This window comes from Citrobacter sp. RHB20-C16 (assembly GCF_013890155.1).
Classification (GTDB): Bacteria; Pseudomonadota; Gammaproteobacteria; order Enterobacterales; family Enterobacteriaceae; genus Citrobacter_A; species Citrobacter_A amalonaticus.
The window spans coordinates 68968-94873 of the sequence record NZ_CP057630.1; the positions used below are offsets into that span (position 1 = coordinate 68968).

At 47.5% G+C, this 25906-nt stretch carries 28 protein-coding genes and 2 pseudogenes; 9 read left to right on the forward strand and 21 right to left on the reverse strand.

Features of this window, described 5'->3' with window-relative positions; genetic code table 11:
• Window positions 1-11: 11 nt before the first annotated feature.
• The 6 genes from HVX64_RS00325 to HVX64_RS00350 all read right to left on the reverse strand — a co-directional run bounded on the left by HVX64_RS00325 (window position 12) and on the right by HVX64_RS00350 (window position 5727).
• Window positions 12-530 (reverse strand): fimbrial protein, encoded by a 519-nt coding sequence (locus HVX64_RS00325; protein ID WP_044254523.1) that lies wholly within the window; start codon window positions 528-530, stop codon window positions 12-14.
• Window positions 523-1044: a fimbrial protein gene (locus tag HVX64_RS00330; RefSeq protein ID WP_181825207.1), complete on the reverse strand. Its 522-nt coding sequence runs from the start codon at window positions 1042-1044 to the stop codon at window positions 523-525. The genes HVX64_RS00325 and HVX64_RS00330 overlap by 8 nt, the downstream gene beginning before the upstream one ends.
• A gap of 12 nt (window positions 1045-1056) precedes the next feature.
• Complete coding sequence (locus HVX64_RS00335) at window positions 1057-2055, reverse strand: fimbrial protein (RefSeq protein ID WP_044254519.1); 999 nt, start codon at window positions 2053-2055, stop codon at window positions 1057-1059.
• Window positions 2056-2074: 19 nt separating this feature from the next.
• Entirely contained in the window at window positions 2075-2776 is a 702-nt protein-coding gene (locus HVX64_RS00340) for a fimbrial chaperone (RefSeq protein ID WP_044254517.1), read from the reverse strand.
• Complete coding sequence (gene pefC / locus HVX64_RS00345; RefSeq protein WP_044254515.1) at window positions 2769-5126, reverse strand: PefC/AfrB family outer membrane usher protein; 2358 nt, start codon at window positions 5124-5126, stop codon at window positions 2769-2771. Before pefC ends, HVX64_RS00340 begins: the two co-directional genes overlap by 8 nt.
• Before the next feature lie 67 nt (window positions 5127-5193).
• Window positions 5194-5727 (reverse strand): fimbrial protein, encoded by a 534-nt coding sequence (locus HVX64_RS00350; protein WP_044254511.1) that lies wholly within the window; start codon window positions 5725-5727, stop codon window positions 5194-5196.
• A gap of 345 nt (window positions 5728-6072) precedes the next feature.
• Here HVX64_RS00350 and HVX64_RS00355 point away from each other — a divergent pair, with 345 nt between their 5' ends.
• The 6 genes from HVX64_RS00355 to HVX64_RS00380 all read left to right on the forward strand — a co-directional run bounded on the left by HVX64_RS00355 (window position 6073) and on the right by HVX64_RS00380 (window position 14030).
• The gene (locus HVX64_RS00355) at window positions 6073-9918 is read left to right on the forward strand and encodes a S6 family peptidase (RefSeq protein WP_181825208.1); all 3846 of its coding nucleotides are present in this window, start codon (window positions 6073-6075) and stop codon (window positions 9916-9918) included.
• A 210-nt stretch (window positions 9919-10128) separates the two neighbouring features.
• On the forward strand, window positions 10129-10629 hold the full coding sequence (locus tag HVX64_RS00360) for a sigma factor-like helix-turn-helix DNA-binding protein (RefSeq protein ID WP_044254509.1): 501 nt from the start codon (window positions 10129-10131) through the stop codon (window positions 10627-10629).
• 211 nt (window positions 10630-10840) lie between these two features.
• Complete coding sequence (locus HVX64_RS00365) at window positions 10841-11671, forward strand: AraC family transcriptional regulator (protein WP_061069387.1); 831 nt, start codon at window positions 10841-10843, stop codon at window positions 11669-11671.
• 368 nt (window positions 11672-12039) lie between these two features.
• Complete coding sequence (locus tag HVX64_RS00370; protein WP_044254506.1) at window positions 12040-12252, forward strand: DUF1471 domain-containing protein; 213 nt, start codon at window positions 12040-12042, stop codon at window positions 12250-12252.
• A gap of 18 nt (window positions 12253-12270) precedes the next feature.
• Window positions 12271-13368, forward strand: coding sequence for an alkene reductase (locus HVX64_RS00375; protein ID WP_181825209.1), 1098 nt, complete (start codon window positions 12271-12273; stop codon window positions 13366-13368).
• 170 nt (window positions 13369-13538) lie between these two features.
• Complete coding sequence (locus HVX64_RS00380) at window positions 13539-14030, forward strand: GNAT family N-acetyltransferase (protein ID WP_044254500.1); 492 nt, start codon at window positions 13539-13541, stop codon at window positions 14028-14030.
• Between the two features lie 327 nt (window positions 14031-14357).
• Here the strand turns inward: HVX64_RS00380 and HVX64_RS00385 are convergent, their stop codons facing one another.
• The 15 genes and pseudogenes from HVX64_RS00385 to HVX64_RS00450 all read right to left on the reverse strand — a co-directional run bounded on the left by HVX64_RS00385 (window position 14358) and on the right by HVX64_RS00450 (window position 23043).
• On the reverse strand, window positions 14358-15209 hold the full coding sequence (locus HVX64_RS00385; RefSeq protein WP_090050165.1) for a DUF4942 domain-containing protein: 852 nt from the start codon (window positions 15207-15209) through the stop codon (window positions 14358-14360).
• A gap of 82 nt (window positions 15210-15291) precedes the next feature.
• A pseudogene (locus HVX64_RS24035) lies at window positions 15292-15488 on the reverse strand (hypothetical protein).
• A gap of 29 nt (window positions 15489-15517) precedes the next feature.
• A complete protein-coding gene (locus HVX64_RS00390) occupies window positions 15518-16009 on the reverse strand; it encodes a DUF5983 family protein (protein WP_046401693.1) in 492 nt (163 codons plus the stop codon).
• Window positions 16006-16386, reverse strand: coding sequence for a TA system toxin CbtA family protein (locus HVX64_RS00395; RefSeq protein WP_046401692.1), 381 nt, complete (start codon window positions 16384-16386; stop codon window positions 16006-16008). The genes HVX64_RS00390 and HVX64_RS00395 overlap by 4 nt, the downstream gene beginning before the upstream one ends.
• A gap of 57 nt (window positions 16387-16443) precedes the next feature.
• Entirely contained in the window at window positions 16444-16809 is a 366-nt protein-coding gene (locus HVX64_RS00400; RefSeq protein ID WP_046401691.1) for a type IV toxin-antitoxin system YeeU family antitoxin, read from the reverse strand.
• 22 nt (window positions 16810-16831) lie between these two features.
• A complete protein-coding gene (locus HVX64_RS00405; RefSeq protein WP_038633763.1) occupies window positions 16832-17053 on the reverse strand; it encodes a DUF987 domain-containing protein in 222 nt (73 codons plus the stop codon).
• A gap of 11 nt (window positions 17054-17064) precedes the next feature.
• Window positions 17065-17550: a DNA repair protein RadC gene (gene radC / locus HVX64_RS00410; protein ID WP_038642868.1), complete on the reverse strand. Its 486-nt coding sequence runs from the start codon at window positions 17548-17550 to the stop codon at window positions 17065-17067.
• A 52-nt stretch (window positions 17551-17602) separates the two neighbouring features.
• Window positions 17603-17998, reverse strand: coding sequence for an antirestriction protein (locus tag HVX64_RS00415; protein WP_181825417.1), 396 nt, complete (start codon window positions 17996-17998; stop codon window positions 17603-17605).
• 77 nt (window positions 17999-18075) lie between these two features.
• Window positions 18076-18339 (reverse strand): hypothetical protein, encoded by a 264-nt coding sequence (locus tag HVX64_RS00420; RefSeq protein WP_001149870.1) that lies wholly within the window; start codon window positions 18337-18339, stop codon window positions 18076-18078.
• Window positions 18339-19157 carry a DUF932 domain-containing protein gene (locus HVX64_RS00425; RefSeq protein WP_001234374.1) on the reverse strand — a complete coding sequence of 273 codons (819 nt, stop codon included), beginning with the start codon at window positions 19155-19157 and terminating at the stop codon, window positions 18339-18341. The genes HVX64_RS00420 and HVX64_RS00425 overlap by 1 nt, the downstream gene beginning before the upstream one ends.
• A gap of 115 nt (window positions 19158-19272) precedes the next feature.
• Window positions 19273-19523: pseudogene (locus HVX64_RS00430) on the reverse strand (DUF905 family protein).
• A 190-nt stretch (window positions 19524-19713) separates the two neighbouring features.
• Complete coding sequence (locus HVX64_RS00435) at window positions 19714-20181, reverse strand: hypothetical protein (protein WP_000727137.1); 468 nt, start codon at window positions 20179-20181, stop codon at window positions 19714-19716.
• Window positions 20182-20277: 96 nt separating this feature from the next.
• Entirely contained in the window at window positions 20278-20679 is a 402-nt protein-coding gene (locus tag HVX64_RS00440) for a hypothetical protein (protein ID WP_000819262.1), read from the reverse strand.
• Between the two features lie 205 nt (window positions 20680-20884).
• A complete protein-coding gene (locus HVX64_RS00445; RefSeq protein ID WP_040229917.1) occupies window positions 20885-21772 on the reverse strand; it encodes a GTPase in 888 nt (295 codons plus the stop codon).
• A 167-nt stretch (window positions 21773-21939) separates the two neighbouring features.
• On the reverse strand, window positions 21940-23043 hold the full coding sequence (locus HVX64_RS00450; protein WP_040229915.1) for a hypothetical protein: 1104 nt from the start codon (window positions 23041-23043) through the stop codon (window positions 21940-21942).
• 1195 nt (window positions 23044-24238) lie between these two features.
• Here HVX64_RS00450 and HVX64_RS00455 point away from each other — a divergent pair.
• The 3 genes from HVX64_RS00455 to HVX64_RS00465 all read left to right on the forward strand — a co-directional run bounded on the left by HVX64_RS00455 (window position 24239) and on the right by HVX64_RS00465 (window position 25736).
• Window positions 24239-24814 (forward strand): inovirus-type Gp2 protein, encoded by a 576-nt coding sequence (locus HVX64_RS00455; RefSeq protein WP_040229913.1) that lies wholly within the window; start codon window positions 24239-24241, stop codon window positions 24812-24814.
• A gap of 102 nt (window positions 24815-24916) precedes the next feature.
• Window positions 24917-25123 carry an AlpA family transcriptional regulator gene (locus tag HVX64_RS00460; protein ID WP_046401690.1) on the forward strand — a complete coding sequence of 69 codons (207 nt, stop codon included), beginning with the start codon at window positions 24917-24919 and terminating at the stop codon, window positions 25121-25123.
• Between the two features lie 316 nt (window positions 25124-25439).
• On the forward strand, window positions 25440-25736 hold the full coding sequence (locus HVX64_RS00465; protein WP_239887909.1) for a hypothetical protein: 297 nt from the start codon (window positions 25440-25442) through the stop codon (window positions 25734-25736).
• The last annotated feature ends 170 nt before the right edge of the window (window positions 25737-25906 follow it).

Below are 25906 nucleotides of genomic sequence, written 5' to 3' on the forward strand. Positions count from 1 at the left end.
TATATACCATCTTAATAATAGGTAAATGTAACCGGCAAACTGGCGGTGTAATTACCCGCCGGTATTGTACCGGTATGGGGTGAAACCCTGACCAGTAAGCTTCCGTCAAACTGGTTTGGGTTCACCAGAAAAGGCGGTTTACTTAACTCAACCGGCGAGCCAAATGTAACGACTCCCCCGCCTTTTTTCCATGACAGCGTAAGGTCGACCATAGTGTTGGAGGTCGTGATTTTAGAATTATTACCTCCGGTAAACGTCACTTCAAATTTGGTCATATTACTTAAGCAATTTATTAAAATAGGGACTTCAACATTATTGTCGCCTAATAAAGCGCCCGATGTCGTTATCAAGGGAAGCTGAACATTTTCAGGTAGACCAGCCCCATTATTTATTTGACATTGTGGATTCGTCACGGTCATGGCGATAGGCAAGCTAACGTTTGCTTTTTGCGCAGCATAGCCTGAAAAAGACATGGATGCGCTTAATAGTCCCAGAAGCAAGGGAAAAAAAAGACAACGCCTGTTAATCATAGGTCACCTCGACCGTCAAACTGGTATTAACATTGCCTGCCAGGAGCGTTTCTCCGGGAATTTGTTTGGGTAAAAGCTGAAACTGGCCAAGCGTTTCACTATTTTTACTTAGTGCAGTTAGTGCGGGTGCAAAAGACTTATTCAATTCTAGCGGCGTAAAATCTGTCCCGGATGCATTTTTCCATGACAACGCAAGCCCAACGCCGGATAAACCCGTTTTCATCAGGTTAGTGCTGTTCGCGGAAACGCCAGCAGCGGGCGAGAATTTTAGCGAGATCCCGGTTGCAGGCCAGCTGCACGCAATACTCAGATCAACTGTCTGTGGTGTTGTTGCGCTATTTTCAAACTGGCTAAAGCTGATTTGTTGAAAGTTCAGGTTTGCCGGAGAGAGAGACAGTGCGCACGTATTTAAGGCTAACTCGGCGTTTATCGTCACTCTCTTCTGCTCGGTTTTCGACGCAGAGGCATTGTGAATTGAAAAAAGTATCAAAATAAAGGCTAACCATTTGTGCATAATTAATCCAGCCTATCTGTATATTAGCGAAACATTCATGTACGTAGAAACCTTCCCGGCAGGAAACGGTGTTGAAGGTTTGACCTTAATTCTGAATGTCGCTGCGGCATCAAGATTTACTTTTGATGGTTGATATATTTGGTAATTAGCATTAAGAGGGATAACGTGTTCATTCCCGTAAACCCGGGTTATCTGAAAGTTAAGTTTTCGTCCATTATTATCATTGGCACTAAACATACCATTTGTCGGATTAACTACATTCTCCGGGTCGAAACGTACATACAGGCCATTAATTAAGGCTTTATTTTTACAAGAATAATAAATTGCGAGCTCTTTATATAAAGAATTATTATTAACGTTAGTTGGTGTTAATTTGCCAAAGTCTAAATTTTCTGTAGAAAGACTCATTGAACAAGTGGCATTATCTTGAAAAATAAAAGGAATCGTTCCCCCTAAACCAGAACTCACATTCACCGCTGGGCTGTTTGCTAAAGTATTTCCTACCGAAAGTGGCTGGATATTAACAGTATATTGACCAGTTTGCGTGTTTTGCATCCAATATTGATCAGTTACGACAAGTCTAGCTTTTCCTAGGACAGTGCCTGCGGACCAGTTAGCTCCACCATCCCATGGCGCGGCTTTGACGTTATTGGAGATAATATTACTGCCGTTACAATGCATACCCTCCAGTTGCCATTCAATGCCTGGATAAGGCGTTGTTATGGTAGTCGAGTTTTTACAAGTCCCTCCACTGGTCATTTTCATGACCATATTACTCATCTTGGTTGCATTCTCTGTATAATCTGGATCACAAGTCATGCCATTTTGTACGGTGACTTTCATTATTAACAATGGATCATCATTTGCTGACGTATAACCATTCATCCAGTAACCATGATCACTGGGATCAGTATCAAAAAGTATAGTTCCTCCACTACAGTTAGCTGCTATGGCAGGTAACGAACAGAGCGATAATAAAGCGATGAAAAGAGCAAATATGAATTTACACATAATAAAAGCCTTACACGTGTCAGGATTTGTTTAATTTATACTCTTTGTCAACGCCATAATCATCAAACGCCGCTATGCTAAGGTTGCTACCGGTAATTGATTTACCTAGAGAAACTTTTTCACCTGGCGCAAAGACAGATAATTTTTCTTTTATATCGTCACTAACTTTAATGGGCGTTCCGTTTTGTTTAACACTGATGATCGCAAAGTAATAGGGTGTATCGTTCCAGAGGATGGTGTTGCCCTCACTGCTTATCATTTTAATCTGCTGTTCGGCATTTTCCCTTTTCTCTTTCAGGGCGTCAGGGCGATAAAACATTTTGACCTGGGTATGCAGCGCGATTGATAATGCATTCATACCTTCTTTTGGTGCTTTAGGGATCTCCTGGATATTGATCCAGAAAAGTGATTCTTTGTCTTTTGGTAACGCATTATTAATTTTCAGGATACGCAGGATTTGTTTGTGCTGATCGGCCACTTTAAAAAACGTTGGGCTGGGCACAAAATAGACGTTCTTGTCGTTTTGGTCCTGGTTTTCAATCCATATCTGTCCACCATATTCCTGAGTGGACTGGTTATCAACCTGTACAGAGATATTCTCTCTTTTTTCATCAAAGACATAACGCGTACTGTTGAGGACAAACGCTGCATGACTTGATGCCGTAAATAAAAACAGTGACGCAGAAAAGAAAAACGTTCTCAGTGTATTGTTCTTAGCCACACTTAATCTCCTGTGCTTTACCCATATCTTTCTGCAGCGATCGTGAATCGAATTTGCAGTCACCTACAGAAATGATCCCTTCATCTTTATCTTCAAGATTCATTAATAGAATCCCGCCGTTGTTGACGTAGCCGATTTCCTGGTTTTCTGCGTTTTTAGCGATACTCCCCATTGGAATAACAAAACCATTACTGCTGATAACTTTGACAATATACGTGTTAATTTTTCTGTATTTCACTTTTTTGTAGATAATGGCATTTTCTGTCGGCGTGACATTGATAGCGTTTTCTGTCAATTCGACACTTTGTGGTAAATTGTCGGCATTGACCGTAATGGTGTTATTGTTATAAGCCGTTAACGGTATAACGGCTCGACCTTTTTTATCGCCCGGCATGGAGCCATTAAATCTGACGCCGGGTACATCTTCCATTTGTACAACCGCAATTTCATCATTTTTCACAGGCGTAAAAAGAATGCCTGCATCTGGCAACCCGATAATACTTCCGCCAACCTGGAAGGAAGAACTGGAAGTGTTCCCCATTTGAGAATAGCTTGCCGAGGTTTGAACCTCGTCAAACAGATAAGACGCTGAAATTGCGCTTCCTGTGGTGTTGCGTGACTGACTGATGGACGCATTATAGCTCAGGCGTGAATTAACATTTCCCGCAACACCGGTATTGAAATTCGTGCCATTACGGCGATCATAGTTTATACCAGAGAAGCTGTAGTGTGATTTATCAAATACGCTGAAGGGTACGCTAAGGGATACCCCGGCGTTATAATCGTTTTCCATCCCCTGCAGCCGGGAATAGCCTGCATTCAGGGAGAATGATATATTATTAAAACTCTTGCTGAGATTTACGTTTGCCCCTACCTCACTGGAACTGTCCCAGTAATCTTCCTTCCAGGCTGACATGTTGAAGAACATATTCATTTCCGGGAGTTGATAGGTGATAATCGATTCATACCGCTGTTTGGGTCTGTTGTTTAACAGATTGTAATAGCGATAGTTAAAATCCGCGTAGTCAATGTAATTTTCGGAGTTAAAGCGATAACCGATTAACTGTAAATTCGCGTTTTCGCCTAAGGCACGGGCATATTTCACCGATGTGCTAAAGCCGTTCATCGTTTTTCCATTATGGTATTTTGCCTGCGACAGGTTGCCACTCATTGCTACGGCACCAAACCAGCCGAAAGAACGGATAAGACCCAAACCAACGTTGTTATAGTTTTTATCTACCAGTGCAGAGGTATTGAGCGTAAAGGGCTCAAAACCATAATCATAGGTCATCTGCGCGAATAAACTATCATCATCACGCTTGTCACTGTATTGGTCAACTTTACTACCTACCGCGATATTGTAATTGTAATTGCCAGGTTTTAATAAATTGGGCAGCACAGCGACAGGGAATCGCTGTTCTTTTACCGAACCATCCTCTTCATAAATTTTTAAAATAATGTCACCCGAATACACGCCAGTCAGATCGTTAATCATAAAAGGACCCGGCGGGACCACGAACGATTTTAATGTGTATCCCCCTTGCTCAACAGTGACGCGGGCATGTGTTTTGGCAATACCATTAATTACCGGGGCATAAGACTGCGAGTCCCAGGGATACATATCCTGGTTTGACTTTAACTGTGCGCCATAAAAGGTAAAACCATCGTTCAGGGTATTATAGGACTGGGTTTTACCAATCAGGATATCTGATTTAATCGATTTTATCGCATGGGTTAACAGGAGATTATTGCTCTGGAATTTTTCCCCCTGATACACGTATCCTCTGCCAAGCAGGACCCATTCGCCTATATTGATCTGACCTTCGATATTGCCGTATGTTGTCCGATCCTGGTCACTTGATTTTGATGTATTGACATCATAGGCGAGTTTGAAACCGGTACTGCCATAATCCCAGGGGCCGCCTTCTTTTTTCGTATCGATAAAGCCAGCCTGAGGCATCTCGATTGACAACTCCTGCAAGGAAGGATCAAATTTAACCCGACTGTTCTTCTCTTTATCAAGAAGATAGCAGTTGCGTGCCGGATTAAGATACTGTTTATAGAATTCTTTATTAATATAAATGCCTTTCCCCTGTAACCATTTATCAGAAAGACAAATATGCTCAGCATCATCATTGCTGATTGCTAATTCTACAGAGGCCGCTGTTTTAGAACCATTAAAAAGTAGATCAACAACATAGTTCCCCGGGACGTTTTGTCCGGTATTCTTTAGTACTTCAGGTACCTCTTTGCCGCCACCACGGATAAAACTGTAATTAAAATCGTCGGCAAGAACTTCATTCGTCCATAAATGAAAAATGATAGCGATGCATAATACTTTTATCTTCATTTTTATTCCTTGCCGACGGATATTATATTAATAAGGGAGTAAATACTCCCTTTTGAACTTACGATGATTATTTATAGGTTACAACATAGCTTGCAGAAGCATTGAATGGGCCTGCAGTCAAAGTACCAGTCGGTTTTGCAAGTGCTGCGTTATAGTCAAAAGATTTAATACCACCCTGCGCGGTATAATCAAAAGAGGTTTGTCCTTGTTTAATAACTGCATTTGTGCCTGTTTGGGCGGCATTGGCAGCGGCAACCAACAGATAAGCATTAGTACCCCCGGTAGTAGCGTTACTAATACCTGCTGAACCCAGTGTTGAGGATGACCATGCTACATTAGCAGAAGTTTTAGTAAGGCAAGCGGGGTCTTGAGGTACTAATTTGAATTGAACAGAGGTACCATTTGTCGTGGATGTGTTTGGAAGAACACCTAAATTAACATTAGAAATATCCCCACCAGCATCATCTTTCAAAGAAAGATCACAAGTGGCGGTCGAAACAGCACCCGTAAAGTTTACAGTACCAGTGTTTGGTGCAGCCATAGCACTAGACGCTACACCCAGAACCGCCACAATTGCCGAACCTAAAATCAGCTTTTTCATTTTATACTCCATTAGTAATAGGCTTAATTCTAAAGTCAGCTCATAACAATCTTAATGAGCGAGGCAGAATATATTGCCTTGGGAATTCGATGGCAAATCCTAAAATGGCGTTTGTTACTTTCCTATCGGCTTTTTTTATTTGTCATTTCGATGGTTATATAGTTTGAATTTTCGTAACTAATTTTTTTATTTTTTGCAAGGTAGATAAAATAGAGTAAAGGTGGCAATGTATTTATCATAATGCACTTTCAGGATATAATAATAAAAAAGCCCCATTATTTTATTGACTGATTCTGCTTTTTATTGATTTTTGGTCATTTAATCTGATAGTTGCCGGGGAATAAAGTGAATAAAGTATATGCAATAAAAAAGAACAGAAAGGGCGAAGCTGTTGTCGTTTCAGAAATCAGTAGAGGGATAAGGAGAATAAGGAAGCGTCAAATAGTACGAACATCCCTGAATGCTTTGCTTATCAGCATGACAGGATTAGTATATCCTCTATCAACAGAGGCTTCAGTTAGCGTACACAGTATTCCTTACCAGACATATCGCGATTTTGCTGAGAACAAAGGCCTGTTTAAGCCAGGCGCAGAAAACATCCCGTTATATGATAAAAATGGATCTATCGTTACCACGCTAAATAAAGCGACCATGATAGATTTCAGTTCAACTGACACAAATGGTATTGGAACGTTAGTTGCACCACAATATATCGTCAGCGTTAAACACAACGTGGGTTATAAACAGGTGAAGTTTGGCTACCGTGACGACACCACTTATACCCTCGTAGAAAGAAATAATCACGAGTGGGATTTCCATCGGCCTCGACTGAACAAAATTGTGACAGAGATTGTGCCTCTTGATATGACCAGTGCGGGGATTGAAAATGGTACATATCAGAATACAGAGCGGTTTCCCGTTTTCTATCGGGTCGGTACGGGAACGCAATATGTCAAAGATGAGAGTGGCAAATTGACACAACTCGCAGGGGGATACTCTTATAAAACAGGAGGAATAGTAAATCCACCATATACTTCTAGCTGGCGTTTTTTCACTATCACAACAGATACCCCTCTTTCCACCTATGGTACTCCTGGGGACAGTGGCTCTCCATTATTTGGCTGGGATGCACAGCAAAACAAATGGGTTGTAGTTGGAGTACTCAATTCTTATGCGGGGTTATCGGGTAAGACTAACTACTATACAGTAATCCCTGTCGGTGACGTGGTTGAAACCATGAAGCTGAACGCTGATGCCCCAATCCATTCACAAAAAAATGAAGGTGATATTCACTGGACTTATGATGACAAAACCGGCGTTGGCGCATTAACCCAGGGGGCGGCCTCATGGTCAATGCATGGTAATCAGGGGGCAACCTGGCCTGCTTCATTGAACAGCGGTAAAGATCTCACTTTCCAGGGGGACGGCTCTGTGGTGTTAGAAAATACCGTTGACCAGGGGGCAGGGACGCTGACCTTTGATGATGATTACATTATTAAGCCCCTGGATTCTCAGACCTGGAAAGGTGGCGGGATCATTGTTAACGGCGATCATACCGTCGACTGGCAGGTGAACGGTGTTCAGGGTGATAATTTGCATAAGCTCGGTACCGGGACACTGAAAGTCAATGGTACGGGTATCAATCCCGGTGGGCTGAATGTTGGCGAAGGGACGGTGGTTCTGGCACAACGACCGGACAGCGATGGCAACGTTCAGGCCTTTAATAATGTCAGTATTGTGAGCGGTCGCCCAACCGTTGTGTTAAGTGATGACAAACAGGTTAATCCCGACAATATCAAATGGGGTTATCGCGGCGGTAAGCTCGACATCAACGGTAACAGCCTTACCTTCCATCAGCTTAACGGCGCGGACGACGGGGCGATCCTGACCAACAGCGGGATGCAGGCGACCGTCAGCCTGGATTTCAATAAAGCGGATGCCACAACGACGGTTGCCAACATCTGGCACGGCCACTTCACCGGCAATGTTGATGTCAAAAATACCGTTACACCCGGAACGCAGAACGACTTTGTCATGGATGGCGGGATGAACACGCAGGGGAGCTTCACCCAGCAAAATGGCCGTCTGTTTGTCCAGGGGCATCCGGTTATCCATGCTGTGAGCACTCAGGCTGTGGCGGATAAGCTGAAGGCGCTGGGCGACAACTCTGTTCTCACTCAGCCGGTTTCCTTTACCCAGAGTGACTGGGAAACCCGCCAGTTCAGCCTGAAGCAGCTTGATCTGTACAACGCTGATTTCAGTCTGGCGAGGAATGCCAGCCTTAATACACATATTAATGCCGACCATTCCACCGTAACGCTGGGCAGTGAAAACCTCTATATCGATCTCAATGACGGGAACGGGGTGAAAACCACGCCGTCATTCGGGCAGTCAAAAGCGACAAACGACGCCGATCAGAGCCGTTTCACCGGACGCGTACAGCTGAAGAACGGCTCCACCCTCAACATTAATGAACACTTTAGCGGCGGGATTGACAGCGCAGACAGTTCGGTGACCGTGGCGTCCAGTGATGCCGTTCTCAGCCAGTTCAGCCGTTTCAGCCACTCGCCGCTGTCACTGGCAGATGGCGCGAAGCTGACGGCAACGTCGGGGCTGGTTTCTGACAGTGAAGTGACTGCCGGTACAGGATCAACGCTTTCGCTGTTAACCGGAGCGTACTCGGCTGAGCGCTGGCGTCTTGACGGGCAGGGCACCACGCTGAATGTCGGCTCGGGTAGCGTAATAACAGGCAATATTCAGGCGGATGCTGCTGCCAGCCTGAATATGGGTACGGCAGAGGACACCAGTAAGGATCTGTTCACAGTTTATGGTGGCAACCTGAGTGCGCCACTGGCAGGCGCGGTGATGATGAATACTCTCTGGCAGGCGGACGGGCAGTCCGTGGTGAAATCTCTCGACCTGAAAGGTTCACAGGTGCGCTTTGGCAATGCCGGCGCAGCGGGATCTCTGACGGTGGATACTCTGACGGCCAGCAACAGCCAGTTCATCATGAACACTGACGGTAAAACGGCAGATACGGTAACGGTTAAGCAGTCGCTGACCGGTAAAAACAATGCGCTGGTTGTTGTCCCGTCTGTGGATTCAGTGAGTAAGGAAACATCACCCGTCGCGTTAGTGACGGCACCGAAAGCGACGGCTGCCGATGTGTTCACGCTCAAACCGGTGACACAGCGCGCGGGTGTTCATACTTTCACGCCGCAGATGGGTATCGTGGAGAGCGGGAACAGCAAACAATGGCGACTGGAAGGGTTTGACGTGCAGCAGGACAACGCGGCGGTGCAAGCCAGCAAAGCCGTTATGAATACAGGATTTAAAAACTTCCTGATGGAGATGAATAACCTGAACTACCGCATGGGCGACCTGCGCAACACTCACGGTGAAACCGGGGCGTGGGCGCGAGTCTTCAGCGGTACCGGTTCCGCAGATGCGGGTTATTCCAACAGCTGGACTCACCTGCAGGCTGGCGCCGACAGAAAGCACGCGTTTGACGGTGGTGACCTGTTTACCGGTGTGACGGCAACGTTCACTCACAGTAACAGCCATGGCGATGGCTGGTCCGGTCAGACAAAATCAACCGGTATCGGTCTTTATGCTTCCGCGATGTTTGACTCCGGGCTGTATGTGGATGCCACCGGTAAATATGTTCGCCACGACAACCACTATTCGGCGAGTGAAACCGGAATGCCGGAGCAGGATTACCGCTCGCACTCCTGGTATCTGGGTGCAGAAACCGGCTGGCGCTTCTCGCTACCCGGCGAAACTTTTATCCAGCCGCAGACGGAACTGGTTTATGGCTCGGTGTCAGGAACCCGGTTTGACTGGCAGTCTGCAGGTTCAGACATCCGTATGCAGCGTAAGCAGGAGAATCCGTTGATAGGTCGTACGGGGGTGGAATCCGGAAAAACGTTCAGAGGTAAAGACTGGGAACTGACGGCGTTGGCGGGCGTTCATTATCAGTATGACCTGTTTAAACCGGCAGAGACGGTTGTTCATGATTTTGCCGGGGAAACTCATATTAAGAATGGTAAAGACAGCCGGGTTAACTTCAGTTTAGGTGTTAATGCCAGAATCAAAGAAAACACCAGGATTAGTCTTAATATAGAGCGTTCAGCCTTCGGTCATTACGATATTGATAAGGCAATTAACGCCAATATCCGTTATTCATTCTGATTTTAACAGGTGAGTAAGTAAAAGCCTGAACCAATTGTTCAGGCTTTTTTATGGATTAAATGTTAGTGAGAATTAAATCCATTTACGTAACAAGTTAGTGTGCATAATTTTATCGCAATGGGTTATTTTTTAGGGTGGTTTTTGCACTTTTCATACTCTATAGTCACTTTTGGTTAAGGTGTCTAATACATTTGATAACTAAGAGTTCTTATGTCGGTTGCTTTTTTGTTAGCAAGTAAAAATGCCTATTTTAATTATGGGTTGTCATTGCTCTCTAATGATGATCCAGATATTAAATGTCATGAGTACAGAGAGATTGAATCTGATCATGATGTGCTTAATAAATATAATAAAATATATCTGGTCTGCGACAAGGACGATTACTTTGCTTACAGTTTTCTTATGGAGAAACTCCCGGTGACGTGTCTGTCCCTCGATCAGATTGCGTACCGTTGTAAGAAACTGCGAGTCCTGACAAGCAGCAGACCTTCGCCTGTTTCTGTGTTCAACGACTTTACGGAGGATGAACGAAAAATTGTCTATTTGTACTTTTTTAAAAGGAAGAAAGTCAGGGAGATCGCGACGTTAACACAGCTAAAGGAAAATACTATTTATTATAGGATACGCGAGATAAAAATTAAACTCGGCGCGGAGTCCACCAGAAAACTGCCGCTGCTGCTTAATGATGTTTTTCTGGTGTCAAATACCTGATTGCTGTTTCTACGTATAATTTCATGTTGAAAATATTAGAATTGTTAACTACATCACCAAGGCCACTGGGTAACACTATGTATTTTAAAGAAATGCATAGTTAAAGAAGTAATAATTAAAATTATAGACTATTTCGTTAATTAAAAATTTCCGAGTTTACATGGCTGATAACCCATGAAATTATATGCATACAAAGCATGGGGGTGACTGTATGAATAGTCAAAGTGCTTTAAGTACCCTTAATTTTCCGGCTAAGGAAAGTTATGCACACAACAATCTGTTGGTGCTGAAAAAGATACGTTTTTATAACTGTGCGATTATCTATCTACGGGATGCGCAACTGCTTATAAAAACGAAAGATGGGCAGTCCTTTAATGTACCCCCTGAATCACTTTGTTATGTCGAAAAAAACACAGTGATTGATGTTGCATTAAAAGTGCTAGGTAAAGGGGTTCCTTATGAGCTCTATCACGTTGATAGTGATGTATTGAGTTGTATCTGTAAGGTGATGGAACCGCTGTTGTTGGATCCGCAAAGAGTCAACCAGACGCGGCGTAAAATATTTACCTGTCCTGTTGATGAAACAGATACAAAAATCTTCAAGCGATTAATTGGAAGCGATGTCCCACAACACCGACAAGTTTATAAAATAACCTATCTTCTTTCTAAAATGAGGGATATAGAATCGTTAGTTTATTCCTTGTCGGTATCAACGGATACCACCTTTACTGAACGACTGAAGTCAATCATTGAAGCCGATCTCTCTAAATCGTGGAGGCTGGCAGATCTGGCGAACATTTTACATATGTCGGAGGTGTCGATTCGTAAAAAGCTGGAGAAAGAGAGTAATAATTTTAATACGCTGGTGTTGGATATTCGCATGCATCAGGCGGCGAAACTCATCACCACGACTGAGAAGCATATTAACAGTATTGCCAATGAAGTGGGCTATACCAGTACTTCATACTTTATTCGTAACTTTAAAGAGTTCTTTGGCATAACACCGAAACAGTTTTCTTTGAAGGTAAAAAAACAATCCTGATGATCGATATCGTTAAGATATTTCGCAGGACAAAACGACTTTGGCGTAACAGGCTGGAGTATTGCTGAAATCTTTACCCTACCTGTTGCGTTAAGTCTTTGCTTTTATCGATCCCGTTCGCTTCCTCAGATCGGGTAAAGCCCTGGATCTGTATCTCGCCATAGTGGCCTTCTTCAAAGCGCAGTGGTTTGTCTGATGGCAGGTCAAACGCGCAGAGCCAAAATCACTGGCGATCCGTTCTCCTCTTATTGTGAACAAAAACGCAATAGTCTATTGCCATTTGTATCATTTATGTCATCAGGTCGTCAGCGTATTCTTCTCCCACGCGTTATTCAACGCCAACCAATCAATTTACTCTGGGATTAAACATGAAAACCATTATCGCTGTTATTACTGCTTCTCTGTTCTCTGCTATGACCTTTAGCGCCTCTGCACAGAGCGTTACGGCGTCTGGCACCACGCTGGATTCTGCTGAAGCAGTGATTGCGCAAAAAGCGAAAGAGATGAACGCCTCTGAATACAAAATCACCAGCGCTCGAATGGGCAATACCGTCACCATGAGTGCAGAACTGTATAACTAATCGCGAGGGAAACCCATTATGTTATTCGATCACTATGCGCTGAATGCCTTGCCGTTAAAAAACCGGATTGTTATGCCGCCGATGACGCGTTCTCGCGCCGGGGCAGGCGACGTCGCGACTGACATGATGGCGGACTATTACGCGCAGCGTGCCAGCGCGGGGCTTATCATTAGCGAAGGCACGCAAATCAGCCAGCAGGGTCAGGGCTATGCCTGGACGCCGGGTATCTATTCCGATGCACAGATTGCTGGCTGGAAAAAAGTCACCGACGCCGTGCACAAGGCGGGCGGTAAAATCTTCGCTCAGTTGTGGCACGTCGGTCGTGTTTCACACACCGTTCTGCAACCTGGCGGCGCCGCGCCGGTCTCTTCTTCTGCCATTCAGGCGCCAGGGGTGAAAGTCTTTGTCGATGTGGAAGGGCGCGCCCCGGAAAATGGCGTCGGCGAGATGGTGCAGCATGACATGCCGCGCGCCCTGACGCTGGAAGAGATCCCGGCTATTGTCAATGACTATGCTCAGGCGGCGCGTAATGCTATCGCTGCAGGATTTGACGGCATTGAACTGCATGGGGCGAACGGCTATCTGATCAATCAGTTCATTGACTCGCAGGCCAACCTGCGTAACGACAAATACGGCGGCTCGCTGCAAAACCGTCTGCGCTTTATGCGGGAGGTGGTGACGGCGGTCTCTGCGGCGATTGGTAAAGAGCGCGTGGGTATTCGTCTCGCTCCGCTGACCACGCTGATGGGGTCAAAAGATGATACCCCGGAAGCGACCTATCTGGCGGCAGCCAGCGTGCTGAACGAGCTAGGCATTGCCTATATTCATATCGCCGAAGCGGACTGGGAAGATGCGCCGGTCATGCCTGCCGCGTTTAAAGAAGCGCTGCGTATTATCTTCCACGGCACGTTGATTTACTCCGGTAAATACACCAAAGCCCGTGCTGAAGAGGCGCTGGCGAACGGCTGGGCCGATCTGATCGGTTTTGGTCGTCCGTTTATTGCCAACCCGGATCTGCCGCATCGACTAAAAAATGACTTGCCGCTGAATGCGCCAATTAAAGAGACGTTCTTTGGTGGCGGGAAAGAAGGGTATCTGGACTACCCGGCTAGCTGATTTCATGACGCAATGCGTCAATCTGCTCGCACATCCGCAAATGGTCCGGCGAATAACATCACGCCGGGCTTTGTGCATCCCTTTCATTTTCATGTGAATACCATCAGCGTAAACCGTGTTATCTGCGGGTATGATGAGGCAGTCCAGTTGATTTAAAAAAAGGTAAACGCATGCCCACTCCGCTATTCCGTCAGGCCACGCCCGCCGATGTTGACCGCTGTTATGAGATTGAAACGCTCGCCTATGAAGGCGATGAAGCGGCAACCCGGGAAAAGATTGCTACCCGTATCCAGCGCTATCCACAGGGATTTATGTGCATGGAGCTGAACGGCGAGGTGGCTGGCTTTATTAATGCCGGTTGCGCCTGGGAAGTGGTGATGTCTGACGAGGCTTTTAAGGAACTGGTAGGCCACGATCCGGATGCGCCCAATGCGGTGATTATGTCGGTGGTAGTGCACCCGGATTTTCAGGGGAAAGGCTATTCTTCACTGATGATGCGTGAATTTGTGGCGCGGATGAAAGCGATGCACAAAAAGACGATTCACCTGATGTGTAAAGATCGTCATGTCGATCTTTATGCTCACTTTGGCTATCGCTACGTCAAACCGTCTGAATCCGATCACGGCGGGATGGCGTGGCACGAGATGGTGATGGTGTTGTAAGAGACGCGATGAAAACCGCGCGAAACTCGAATGTAGAAGGCGTTTTAGGCTTTCTGAAGCGGGAATAGGGCATGATATTTTGGCGGAGATCACAGGAGTCTAATTTGATGGTTAACTTATTGATTTAATGTTGATGTTTTGTATTGGATAAATAAATAACCCCCATAAGCACCCCCAAATGATTTTGCTTGTGGGGACTGGAGTACTCACAGCTACTTCTTGGTCTCTTTTTACACTGTAGTAAAGCGACAATATCCTTTTTGCCTTCGGCTTCTTTTTAGTGTCTCAGTTATAACGAATATGTCAGAGATTCGTATACTACAGTGTTTATCTTGCAGACAACACTCCCGCATAGTACTTCGCTATGATATAGTTCATCCTCTCGACCAGTTTCGGTCGCTTAAAAGTGATATGGGCAGTTCCCTTCTGAAAGTATTTGATCGAAAACATCTCATCCTCGTAACGATTGCTGTGCCTGTTTTCATGGATATGATCGGCGAGACGACGGGTGACGTCGGCACGGTTGTCGGGAACCGGTTTTCCGTCCAGAAGCATCAGCATCAGCATCCGCTCAAGGTCAGCTAATCGATCGCGTTGCCAGCCCCAGAGAAGCCCAAATCCCCAACGATCATATTTCACCAGCCCTGTCACGATAATCTTTTTTCCAAACTTACACGGGCTGTTGCTCTTGTAGTCCCAGCTCAGACCCTTAAATACGTTAATCACACCACGCTCAAACACATCACCTTTATTCAGATGAAGTTGCTCAAAAGTGCTCAGAATGTTGGCTTCGCTGACTGCAGGAATGTCATCCCCCTCAAGGTTTCTGTACCACTGATCACGCGCCTGAGCGTCCATGATGGAAAGCATCCCTGACTTTTTCATTAAATCGCGCCATATACCACGATCGAAATTACGGGTAATGGCTTTCATCGCTGTTTCTGGTTTCTCCATCAACCAGCAACCACAGCGGAATTTCTGCTTCATGGCCCAGTCCAGAGCGGTTTTACCGCCAATACAACGGGTCAGTGTTGAAATATCGTTGAGTTGCTGAATGAGCACTTCATTCTGTGCCAGCGCGGCATTACGTCCGGTGAAGATGCGCTCAATGCTGGTGGAGCAAATCATGTCGGTGTGGCTGGTTAATACTTCGGATTCGGTGAAGTTAAGGTCTGACATCTTTTCTTTCCTTTATCTAAAAGTAAAGCGCCAGCCGGTAAGGGCTGGCGCTTATACGTGTGTAATGAGTATTGCCTGGTGGTTAATCAGTTCTGGTCTGTTGCAGAAGCTGGATTGAGCGGGTGCGAACATCATTTCGTACCCGCTCAATCCAGGACAACAACTTTGCTGAGTTGGTGTTGTCTTCGTCGTTGTCGAAGATGATCCTCGTACCGTTATCGATATTGTCCTGCAGCCAGTCAGACTATTGAGAGCGACTTCAGTGGTTAACTCTGGCATTAGAGTTTTTTGTGGTGATTGATGTTGTGTTACCAGTCAAATGTGGGAAAACCTGGCAGCACTTCGCCACAGGCATCAAGATGAATAATGCTCACGGAGTAACGACGCATAAGTGCTACCACCAGACGACGACAGGCTTTCGACAAACCGAGTCGTTTTAGCCGCAACACCGGAAATGACCACGCGCTCAGACGGAGCAGATAGCCGGTGCCCGAAAAATGGATCCATTCTGACTCACTAAAGTCTTCATGCTGATGCGACTGTTTGTACAGCAGGGTGTTGTCGGCTTCGGTGATATGCGCGGTACTGCAATGGATACCGGTAAGGTGGGCGGCGGGTAGTAATGGATCTTCAACAACCCGCTTTCCGGGGGTATCAGCAATACGAAGTGAATATCCGTTGTCGCAGATCGCGTTAATAATGTCTTCCAGTTCAATGCCATCGATATCCACGATGATACGACCCATGTTGAGGGCCAGTACATTGATAGCATCGGCTTCTGCCGTCAGGGATAGTTTCATGAATGTTGCTTCTGAGCTGCATTTCCAGCGATGAGAAGAGTGATCCTTTTATACCCGTTACGTTGCATCAAACCCGTTGCCCGTCTGGCCCGGAGAATATCAATCACCCCGATAAAAGGGGACTGATGCTTAATGGAGAAACCGGGACGATCAATCCGCACCAGTTCAGATTTTTCAACGAGAAAATTGAGTGCATCTGACAGTGAGATACCGGCGTCAATATATTGCGTAATAATCTTCTCATCGGAAAATTGCGTGTCGCTAAGCGAAAGGCCGTAATGTCTTTTTAACAGATACGTAAGAAGTTGCTGCCAGATTTCAACGGGCGTCGGGCGTGACGGTGCCTTCCGCGTCGGGATGGCGGATAAGGTTTGCATAATGAAATGCTCCTGAATGAAGTCGGGTTAAAAAGAATGAAGGATTATGGGGTAGGGTTACCGGGTTATGCTGTCGTCTGGTGTCGGATAAATTGCTGTATAAATGTAGCCATGTGATCCGAGGGAATCTGCTTCACAGGTCAGTCCTTTTGCATATAACGTGACACAGTGCTGATGGCGGGGATTGAGCTCACCGGAAACCAGCATTAATTCCAGCTGTTTGAGCAGTGCCGGAAACGCTTGGTCGAGATGGCGCAAATCCGCGTCGGTGAATGTCCCGGTGATGCTGGCGCGGTCGGCCAGATAATGCAGCCGGTTGCCTTCCTGTACCAGCCGTGCACCGAAGCACGGGGTGATATTACGTTTCAGTCCCCACCACGGTTCAGAAATATGATGATTTGCCGGCAGTGTTTTATTCAACAAGGTCGTGCTCCTTGAATATGAGTTAACTGAGGGTGACGCTGCGCAGAACGACATACGGGCCGTTGCGGTCCTGGCGACGTTCAGCGAACACGGCCAGGACGCCGCTGATATCCTGGACCTCCTTCCCTGCATAGTGGCAGACGCTGCCGGACCAGGCGTATTTTCCGGAACAGAAGCGAAACAGCCTGGACTCAGGATGCTGGCGATATAGCGCCATCGCCTGACGTTTGCTGATAATCTTCATCGCTGCTCTCCTTACAGCCAGCCGCGTTCAGCGAATGACACTACTTCCATGCCGCCAACCACCAGATGGTCCGGCAGGCGGATATCCACCAGGTCCAGTGCCTGCTTAAGACGTTCCGTGAGGCGGCGGTCAGCCTGGCTGGGCTCCGCCAGGCCTGACGGATGGTTATGGGCAACGATGACGGCGGCTGCGTTATGTTTCAGGGCGGCTTTCACCACTTCCCGGGGATGGACTTCGGTATGACTGATAGTGCCGGTGAACAGTATCTCGTGGGCAATGAGGCGGTTCTGGTTGTCGAGGAACAGCACCATAAACACTTCGCGCTCTTCCCCTGCCAGGCGCAGACGCAGCCAGTCCCGGGTGGCACCGGCGGAGGTGAAGGCCACACCGGGTTCACGCAACTGGCGCTCCAGCAGGTTCATTGCCCGCCGTAACGTTCGCCGGGCATACGGGGACAGGGGGACTTCCTGGTGTGGTGAGGTCAGTGACGGGAACATATCAGGCTGCGATGACGTGGGTAAGGGGGCCGGATTCGTCATGGTTATTCCCCTAATCAATGATACGCATAATTGCGTGGCAGTCCGGGTGCAGCAGGGCATAGTCCCGCAGGCGATAATAGTGCTCCGTCATGGCATTGCATTCGGTGCGGCAGGCGTGATGACTGTAAGCGATAAGGCAGACGGCTATCCCGGCAGCCTCAGCGCTCATCTCTGCGCCGTTACCGTTCATGCTGTTAAACAGTGTCCATTTCTCATCGTTTTCGTTCTCCGGGGCCATAAATGCACCGCCATTGCTGAGGGTAAAGAAATTCCATATCCCGCCGCTGTAGTCCCTGCAAAACCGGTCCATCCAGCCAAAAATGTGGTGTTCAAGGGTTATCCACTGCGGTATGCAGCCAAACTGCTGCGGCCAGAAGGCGGCACGCTGTTCATCGGGTACGGGCATGCATTCGATGCGGTCTGTATCAGTACGTGGTGAGGTGAGAGATTCAGTCACCGGACTGGTCAGGGTGAGTATGTTGTTCATTTGATTTCCTTTGTATTTTCATGTGGGTTGTTGTGACAAAGTGACGGACAGAACTGCACATAGCCATCATCATCACAGCGTGAAGGCCAGTGCCCCTCAGGGATACTTATGCCGCACTGGCTGAGTTCACCGGGACGATAAAGAAGGTGAGAGCACCAGGCGCACAGGTCGTCATCAGAGATGTAGCGGCAGCTTTGCTCACTGATCAGGGAGAACGGATGTGGCGAAACCTGAATCACGCCGCCAGGAATACACTGCATTACTTCAGGCTCCCGAGCAGGCTTTCCGCCATTACCCACAGGGCGCGGTTGAGCTTCACGTCGCCGTCAATGCCGTTAACCGCACGGGTGTGGGCCCGTTTACCTTTCGTTGTTCTGCCCGGCAGACCGCCTTTAATCAGGTTTTCCTGGATACGCTGGTAGGTGGTCCACAGGTCGGAACTTTCATCCTGCCAGCGTCGCGCAGACAGAATCTGTGCTTCCGTCACCGGCTGGTGCTCTTCCCCAAAGCGGTACGTCAGGGCGGCTCTGGCAAACGCCTGTTGTGCCGGCGGAGGAAGTAGCAGTGACTGCATGGCATCCCGCTTCTCCTCCACCCGGTCAAATATCCCCAGCACCTCATAAGCCCCTTCAATGACTTTATCCACCACATTCCCCTTGTGCGGTACGCGAACCTCACCAAAGGTTTCGCCACAGACAAGTCCGTTCTGGCAGACAAAGCGAAACAGGCCCGGCAGCATCTGGTATGAGCTGGAGCCGTCGTGGCTGTTAAGCAGGATGATTTCGGGGACCTGTTTGCCGGTGATTTGCCCCTCACGCCGCAGACGCAGCATGTGCTTTGTGTGGTCGCGTTTATTCAGGTCGCGAACGCGGGTCTGGCAGGCAAAGAACGGCTGGAAGCCTTCCCGCTGCAGATTATCAAGCAGTGTGATGGTCGGGATATACGTATAACGTTCTGAGCGTGATTCGTGCTTTTCTTCACTGAATACGCTGGGCACATAGTGTGCCAGTTCATCACGGGTCAGTGGGCGGTCGCGGCGTACGAGACTGGCCGCACCAAAACGGCTGGCTAAGCGCATGGTTAATACCTCTGATATCGGGTTAAAGGGCATAAAAGCAGAAAGGCCATGCTCCGGAAGGTGCATGGCCTGTGGGGGACTGTGTTCTGTTGAAAAATGAGCAGGACTTCGCCGCTCAGTGGCTCAGTGGCTGTGGTGACACAGGAATACCGTCGCTGATGAGATAGCGGTTCAGCATCTCTCCGGCCTGCGGGGCAAAATTCCAGTCCCGCCATATCAGCATGCCACGGCAGTCGCGGATGACCAGACGAAAATGGGGCCCTGGTCGTCTTCGACGGTGACGTTGAGATAGCGTGCGGCCATGGCTTCCGCCTGTCGGCGGGTGAAGGGGCCGGGTGGCAGCGACGCATTATCAGTGGTCTGCATATCTGATCCCTGATGAGAAACAAAAGAAAACGCCCCGCTCAAATGAGCAGGGCGTCGGCGGTGTGAAATACTGATGCAGTGGTCAGGGCTGGCGGGTGTGTGCTGCCTGAACCGGGATATGCGTCATGGACTGAGGTTCCTGTTGTCGTGAGCGTGAATGAATTCAGAAAAAAGGCGTTACCTGTCTTTATTACGGCAGGGCATATTTCGGCAGACAGCCGCTGTCCCCGAACGCGGGAAGGACCTTCCCCGCACCGTTAAGCGTAAACACGGCTGCCTTTACGCCCTCCCCGGACACAATGACCCGCTTACCGGTGCGCAGTTTATCCCATGCCCATGCCACGTTGTCTGAGCCCACATGTGACTCGCTGTCACTGACGCTGACAGGCTCCTCATCGTCAATTTTCATGTCCAGCGACTGGCCGTTATCCATCCTGACCTGATGACCGTTTGCGTCGGTGAAGGTCAGGGTGGCCGCTTGTGAGCCGGTGTCTTCGCAGGTCAGGTAAAGCTGTGACTGTCCTTTCCCCAGAATTACAAACTCAGACACGCCCTGACCCCAGCCGCTGGCCCAGGTATCACGGTTACCGAAGGCCTGTGACACTGCCGGAGTCAGAGCAGATATCAGAAGAGTGAAAAGCAGTATTTTCTTTTTCATAGTATTCCCTGAGGGTGATGGTTAAGACGATACGGGTCTCTCCTGAAGACATTGAGACGCGTTAAGAAAGAGGGCTGATAAGTGATACTGGCGATATCACTGGCTGACGGTGAATGTGCCCTGATCGGTGAACACCCGGGCCTCAACAAAATTGCAGGCTTTACCAAAATCCAAAGTGTGACCAAATTTCCAGAAGACACTCTCAGCGAAGGTCATTTTACGGGGTGTGAACGGTTTATCTGTGGGCCACCAGCCATCCACATTCCGGCCCCTGTAGGCTATTTTTCGGTGTGTCAGCATCGGGCATTTTCCCCTGTTAACATCGATTTTCTTTATCAGAACGGTGTCGGTTTTTGCTGTCACGGTGACATAGATGCAGCCATAGCACTCATGGCCGGCATGGCTGACCTCCACTTTAACGGGCATATCGCTACCGGCCAGGGAGGGAAGTGAGGTGAACAACAGACTGGCGGTCAGCGCCATAAAAAACCTTTTCATTACTTTTCTCCGGATGAAGGCATTCCTGCAATTCATCGCATTGATTTTTAATCAGTAAATGGCTGAATACAGTATCCCTGAGGGATTCTATAACCGGAAATTCATCATGAAAAATGAATAAAACCGATCGGGTCGATCGACAAAATCGATCGTGACAGAGCCAGATTATTTATCGAAACGGAAGACAGGCTTATCGATGCGGAAGTCAGCCAAAGAAGAAGGACCAGACGGTCCGGGCAGCACGGGCCACGGTGTGTGTGACTGTCCGGAGCGCGCAACGTGCAACCTGCGGCAACGGGGCCAGGTCGATGACCGCGTCAATCACTTCCACCACGGCATCGCCAAAGCTGTTGCGGGCGGTAGTGATAATGCCGGGGGTGTGGTACCCGCTTTGCAGGTGAGGCACCAGCGGGCTGCGGGCCTGCTTTGGGAGACGGGTAATCATCGCCTCCACCAGACGGGGAAGGTGGTACCGCCCCCTGACTGACACCGGAAGAATATTCGTCTCTGCGGTTCCCATCTGACGGGCCACGGTCTGTTGTTTCTGTATAATACGTTCAGCCTGCAATGCTGATGGCTGCGCCGATAACCAGTTCCAGTGCGCTGCAGGTTCGGTTTTATCCACCTGGTTGAGGACCCATAACACCGGTGGCAGCGGTCCGCTGTATTGTGCGAATACCTCCTGATAAAAAAGCTCTTCCACCGAGAATGCGCGGTCATCGGCCTTGAGCACCCACAGCACCATATCGAGTTGTGGCATGAGTTCGCGGTACAGCTCACGGTATTCGTTGTCACGGCTGATGCTCTCTCCCGCACCGGGTAAATCCACCAGCGTCAGGTAATGGTTACCGAAGCGCAGACGTACACGCTGAGGCTGACGGGTACAGGCCTCCACGGCATTCACCGCACAGACTTCACTCCGGAACAACGCATTACACAGCGAGGATTTGCCGACGCCGGTCTTGCCCATGATGCCAATCACGGGTTCATACGCGACGAGGCGGCTGAGCTCCCGGAGAAGATGCTGCCGCAGAATACGGGGATAGCGCCGCAGATGGCGACGGATAAGGGCATAGCCCGAAGGATGTTTCATATAAGCCTCGGCATAATAAAATGGCCATCACGGATGGATGGCCTGACTGACGTAAACGGGAGGGAATTCACTGAGGTGATATATAACTGAGAAAAATTTAAAAATGCGGATATAGCATTTAATCCAGATATCAGCAGGGGCGAGCGCCCCCCCACAGATATGTTGATTCAGTTTATGGTACGCATAAAAGGAATTTTGTTGATTTTTTTTGCAATTCTTAAAAAATATTCCCTGTGAATTGCTGGTGTGTTTTTCAGTTTGTCATAACCACTCTTTTTTTTAGTCGCACTGATTTCTGCCTCCCTGTCAGCAAGACGTCGTCGGTGGGGTCTGTTGATGTTATCTTCCCTTTCTGTTCTTCTGAGCAGACGGGAGAATAATGTGCAGGGTTCATGACGCCGATAGCCAGGTGCAGTGACATCAGGGAACGGATTCAGTATGTCGGATATGAAAAAGTCTATTCCTCCTGGCGTGGGAGAACTTTTTTGTTTGTTGATGACTTCACGCTGGAAGTTGAGTAAGAAATTAAAGTCAAAACCAGAAACACCCACCAGGCATTCAATGTCTTCAGGGATGAAAGAGTACCAGACCTCAATAATTTCCCTGATAAAGTCATGACTGACAGCCCCGTCCTGAATAAAAAATAACACATGGGCGAAAGGCTCAAAATTCTCGTCCAGCATGCCCAGTCTTACATGTCCGGCTATCCGGCTGTACATTGTGCGATGTTTTATTTTACTCATCATCGAGGAAAAGGCTATGTTAATTATGGTTAAGTCATCGATGATGTGTTCAAGTATTCCATTTGTCTTGCAGTTGAGGTGAAAGCTGATTGGGATTATTGTGATTTTTCCGGATGCTTTATTTTTTATTTTGTTATATTCAGTCTGGATTTTAAGTAGCACATCTTCTTTGTGAATAAGATTTTTCTTCAGTTCTTCTTTATATTCTGGGGTTGCTTCGCAATGAAGCTTCAAATATTTATGCGTTCCCGCGAGAGAACGGGATGAGCCAGGGCGTAATGAATTCTCATATTTAAGAATGTCCGACAAAAGATTGCATGCGTAGCCGTCTGTTACCTGCGTTTTTCTTTTTTTAGTGGAAAGTTTATCAGGCGGTATTTTTTCACATTCTGCATCTTTAAAGCTGATGAAGCTGTATATGTCAGCCAGGTCCACGTAACGTATGGGTTCCGATGGATACGTGGCATCTATCTCCCTTAACCTCAGAAAGTTCACTTCATAAAAATCATTCAGTCCGTCCCTTCTCATTCTGCTCTCCCGAATACTGGTTCTGTTTTTATACCTCCGAATTATATCGTATAAAGCTCTGAATTAAGAGTGATTGGATCACAGTACCGGCATGGTAAAACATAGCCTTTTAAGCATTATTCAGAGCTTATGATTTCCTATTAATTCATTGAATTAAATGAATTATATATACTTTGCTTGTCATTTTTTTTGTGTTTGTTTTTTTCTGTTGTTTCAGATTGTTATGACATGATTTTAAGGTGAAAACGATTCTGACTGTCTTTTCAGGCGACTGAGGGTGTTCCGTTACTTCCGATCAGCGTCTTACAGCGAGACTGTTTTTCCGACTGTGTTTACCTGGTCAGGGAGTATCTTATCCTGTCATCCAGTTGCAGAGCATTCTGTGGTCTGATTGTTATCGCCGGGGAGAATGCAGTTTCCCCTCGAAAATAAATACGTTAGCCCGTCATGAATTTACCTTTTTTCATGTTTTCCGGGCCGCGCATGGAATGTTTTTCCTGAGTAACCAATAATTACTCTCTTACTTCCACGTTTTTTGTGCCTGAAAATACCGGGGGAGTAATCAGAAAATAAACCCCGTATCGGTATAAATAACGGCAAGATACTATTGCAGTAAATATTACAGTGGCAGGGTGACCAGTTCCGGGAGTCAAAAAGTGTGCGTATACAAATCTTTCATGAACACATGCCTGTACAGGTATCAAGTCCGGAAGACAGAAATGGTGGCTAATATCATTTTAACACCAGGGTGTGAATAACTTAAACCTGCGTAGTGTGTGTATTCTCTGGAGGTTACTGACGGTGTGAAAAGAAACATTAAGGTTATTAGTGTTATTTTATAAAAGATGTGTTATTTATCCAACTGCTTACACCTTTGTATCCATGAATACTGACTCTTCAGTAAGTACAGTATTCCTTCGTCTACCGGGTGATGATTTCTTTTCAGACATCCCGGTACGTTCAATGATTACTAACATCATTGTTTATTCTTTGCCGTAAATCATAATGATTGTCAGACTTTTCTGTGTGATGAACATCCATTCCATTGCACGATAAGAAATTACTGTTACAGCACGTGTGAAAAATGATACTCAAGAAACATACTTTAATGGCTGAAAGCCTGAATCGGTATTCTGCATAAAAAATTAATCTCTCCCGTAATCTCATGACCAATAACTGTTATGGGATATTTATCATGGAATACGTAATCAACTCAAACCACAAACCAGACTGTTCTCTTCAGTCTGTATTATTTAACCATCAGGACCGGTTATTTGACTGTCATTCGAAATTACTCCTGCTTCGGGTGGATTTTGCATACAGGAAAAACTCTGATTCATACGCGTATGGTGATATTCATCAACTGGTGGCTGAGATGACATGGCTGACTGAGCAATGCGCAGAGATATCTGGTCTGGAGGGATATGCCTGGGTAATGGAATATGGGGGAGATCACCGTTACCACATTCATGCGGCGTTTTATATCAATGGTCAGAGCCACCGGAAGGCCTGGTGCTTCTGGAAAGCCATCCAGTCGCTGTGGGAAGACATCACGGACGGAGAAGGCTACGCGCACCGGTGTGAGCCTAAGGGACATTACCGGGTGCGAGGTGAACGAGTAATCAACTTTTCAGATCGCAGAGGAAGGGAAGGTATGCAGTACATCCTGAGCTATCTGGGTAAACAGTCGCAGCGTACAGAGCGCCGGATTTACAGAGTCAGCGCAGTCCCTGCTCCGGCAGTCAGTGGCAGGCGGCGTAAGCGGAGCTGAATCTATCCGGTAAAAAATCACGCCAGTGCGTCATCGTTTGAAGAAGTCTGCACCATTCGAATACCTGGCTTCTTCTCCCCTATCACCAACGGAGAACAAACGATGACCACACCAAACCGCCTGCTTAACGATAAGTTTGTCGATATGGCCTTCATTACGCAGCTCACCGGCTTAACCGACAAATGGTTCTACAAATTGATTTCATTGGGTGAATTCCCAAAACCCATTAAGCTTGGGCGTAGCTCCCGCTGGTTGCAGAGCGAAGTGGAAGCCTGGCTACAGCAACGCATTGCTGAGTCACGGGGTTGAACACTCATGCCGAAGAAACATAACCGTAAGACATGGCAGGCACCGGTACGCTGGATTTGCCCGCAGTACCATCGACAATACAGTGGTGAGCGCATGTGTCCGTTCTGTTACAGCACGGTCAATGTTATAGCCGCCACAGCTAGCTGAGTCGTCCCCCCCTTTGTGACACCCCGGTTCACCAATTAAATCTATTACCCGCCAGATACTGCGCATGAAGCTGCCCATACAGGGACGGCCTATGCCTGCGTGTCATGTGGCGGAGAGGACTATTACTATGTACACAAAATAATTTCTTGCCCTCAATAACGCTGGTCGCCTGACCGGTGCCAGAACTGCACTACGCTTTCCTGACGAACGTTACACCTGCCATCACTGCGGCAGTATCCAGGTGCTGAATTCTGAGTCTGAACGCCCGTGGTTTTCTCATACCGATGTTGTACTCACTGTTCAGGGCCAGCAGTTCTGCCCCTACATACACCCTGCGGCTGCTGAGGTCGGGTTTATACGCAAGCTACATCGTGACGTACCCAATGCGAAGCCGGTGGTCAGTCATGCAGGTCAATGCACCAGTGAATATCACGCTTACGGAGATGAGGAGGTCATGTGCTCCTGATGCCATGCTATTGGGCTCTGAATACCAGAGGTGAGCAAACAGGCAGCAGAAGCGCGGCCAGCCAGCCTGAAGAAAGCTGGACATGCCCGTCCTGCGGATGTCGTTAGGTACTGCATTCTGATAACCCTGGCATTCGCGCCTAGTTTGAACACGACCAACGGTCAGTCGGG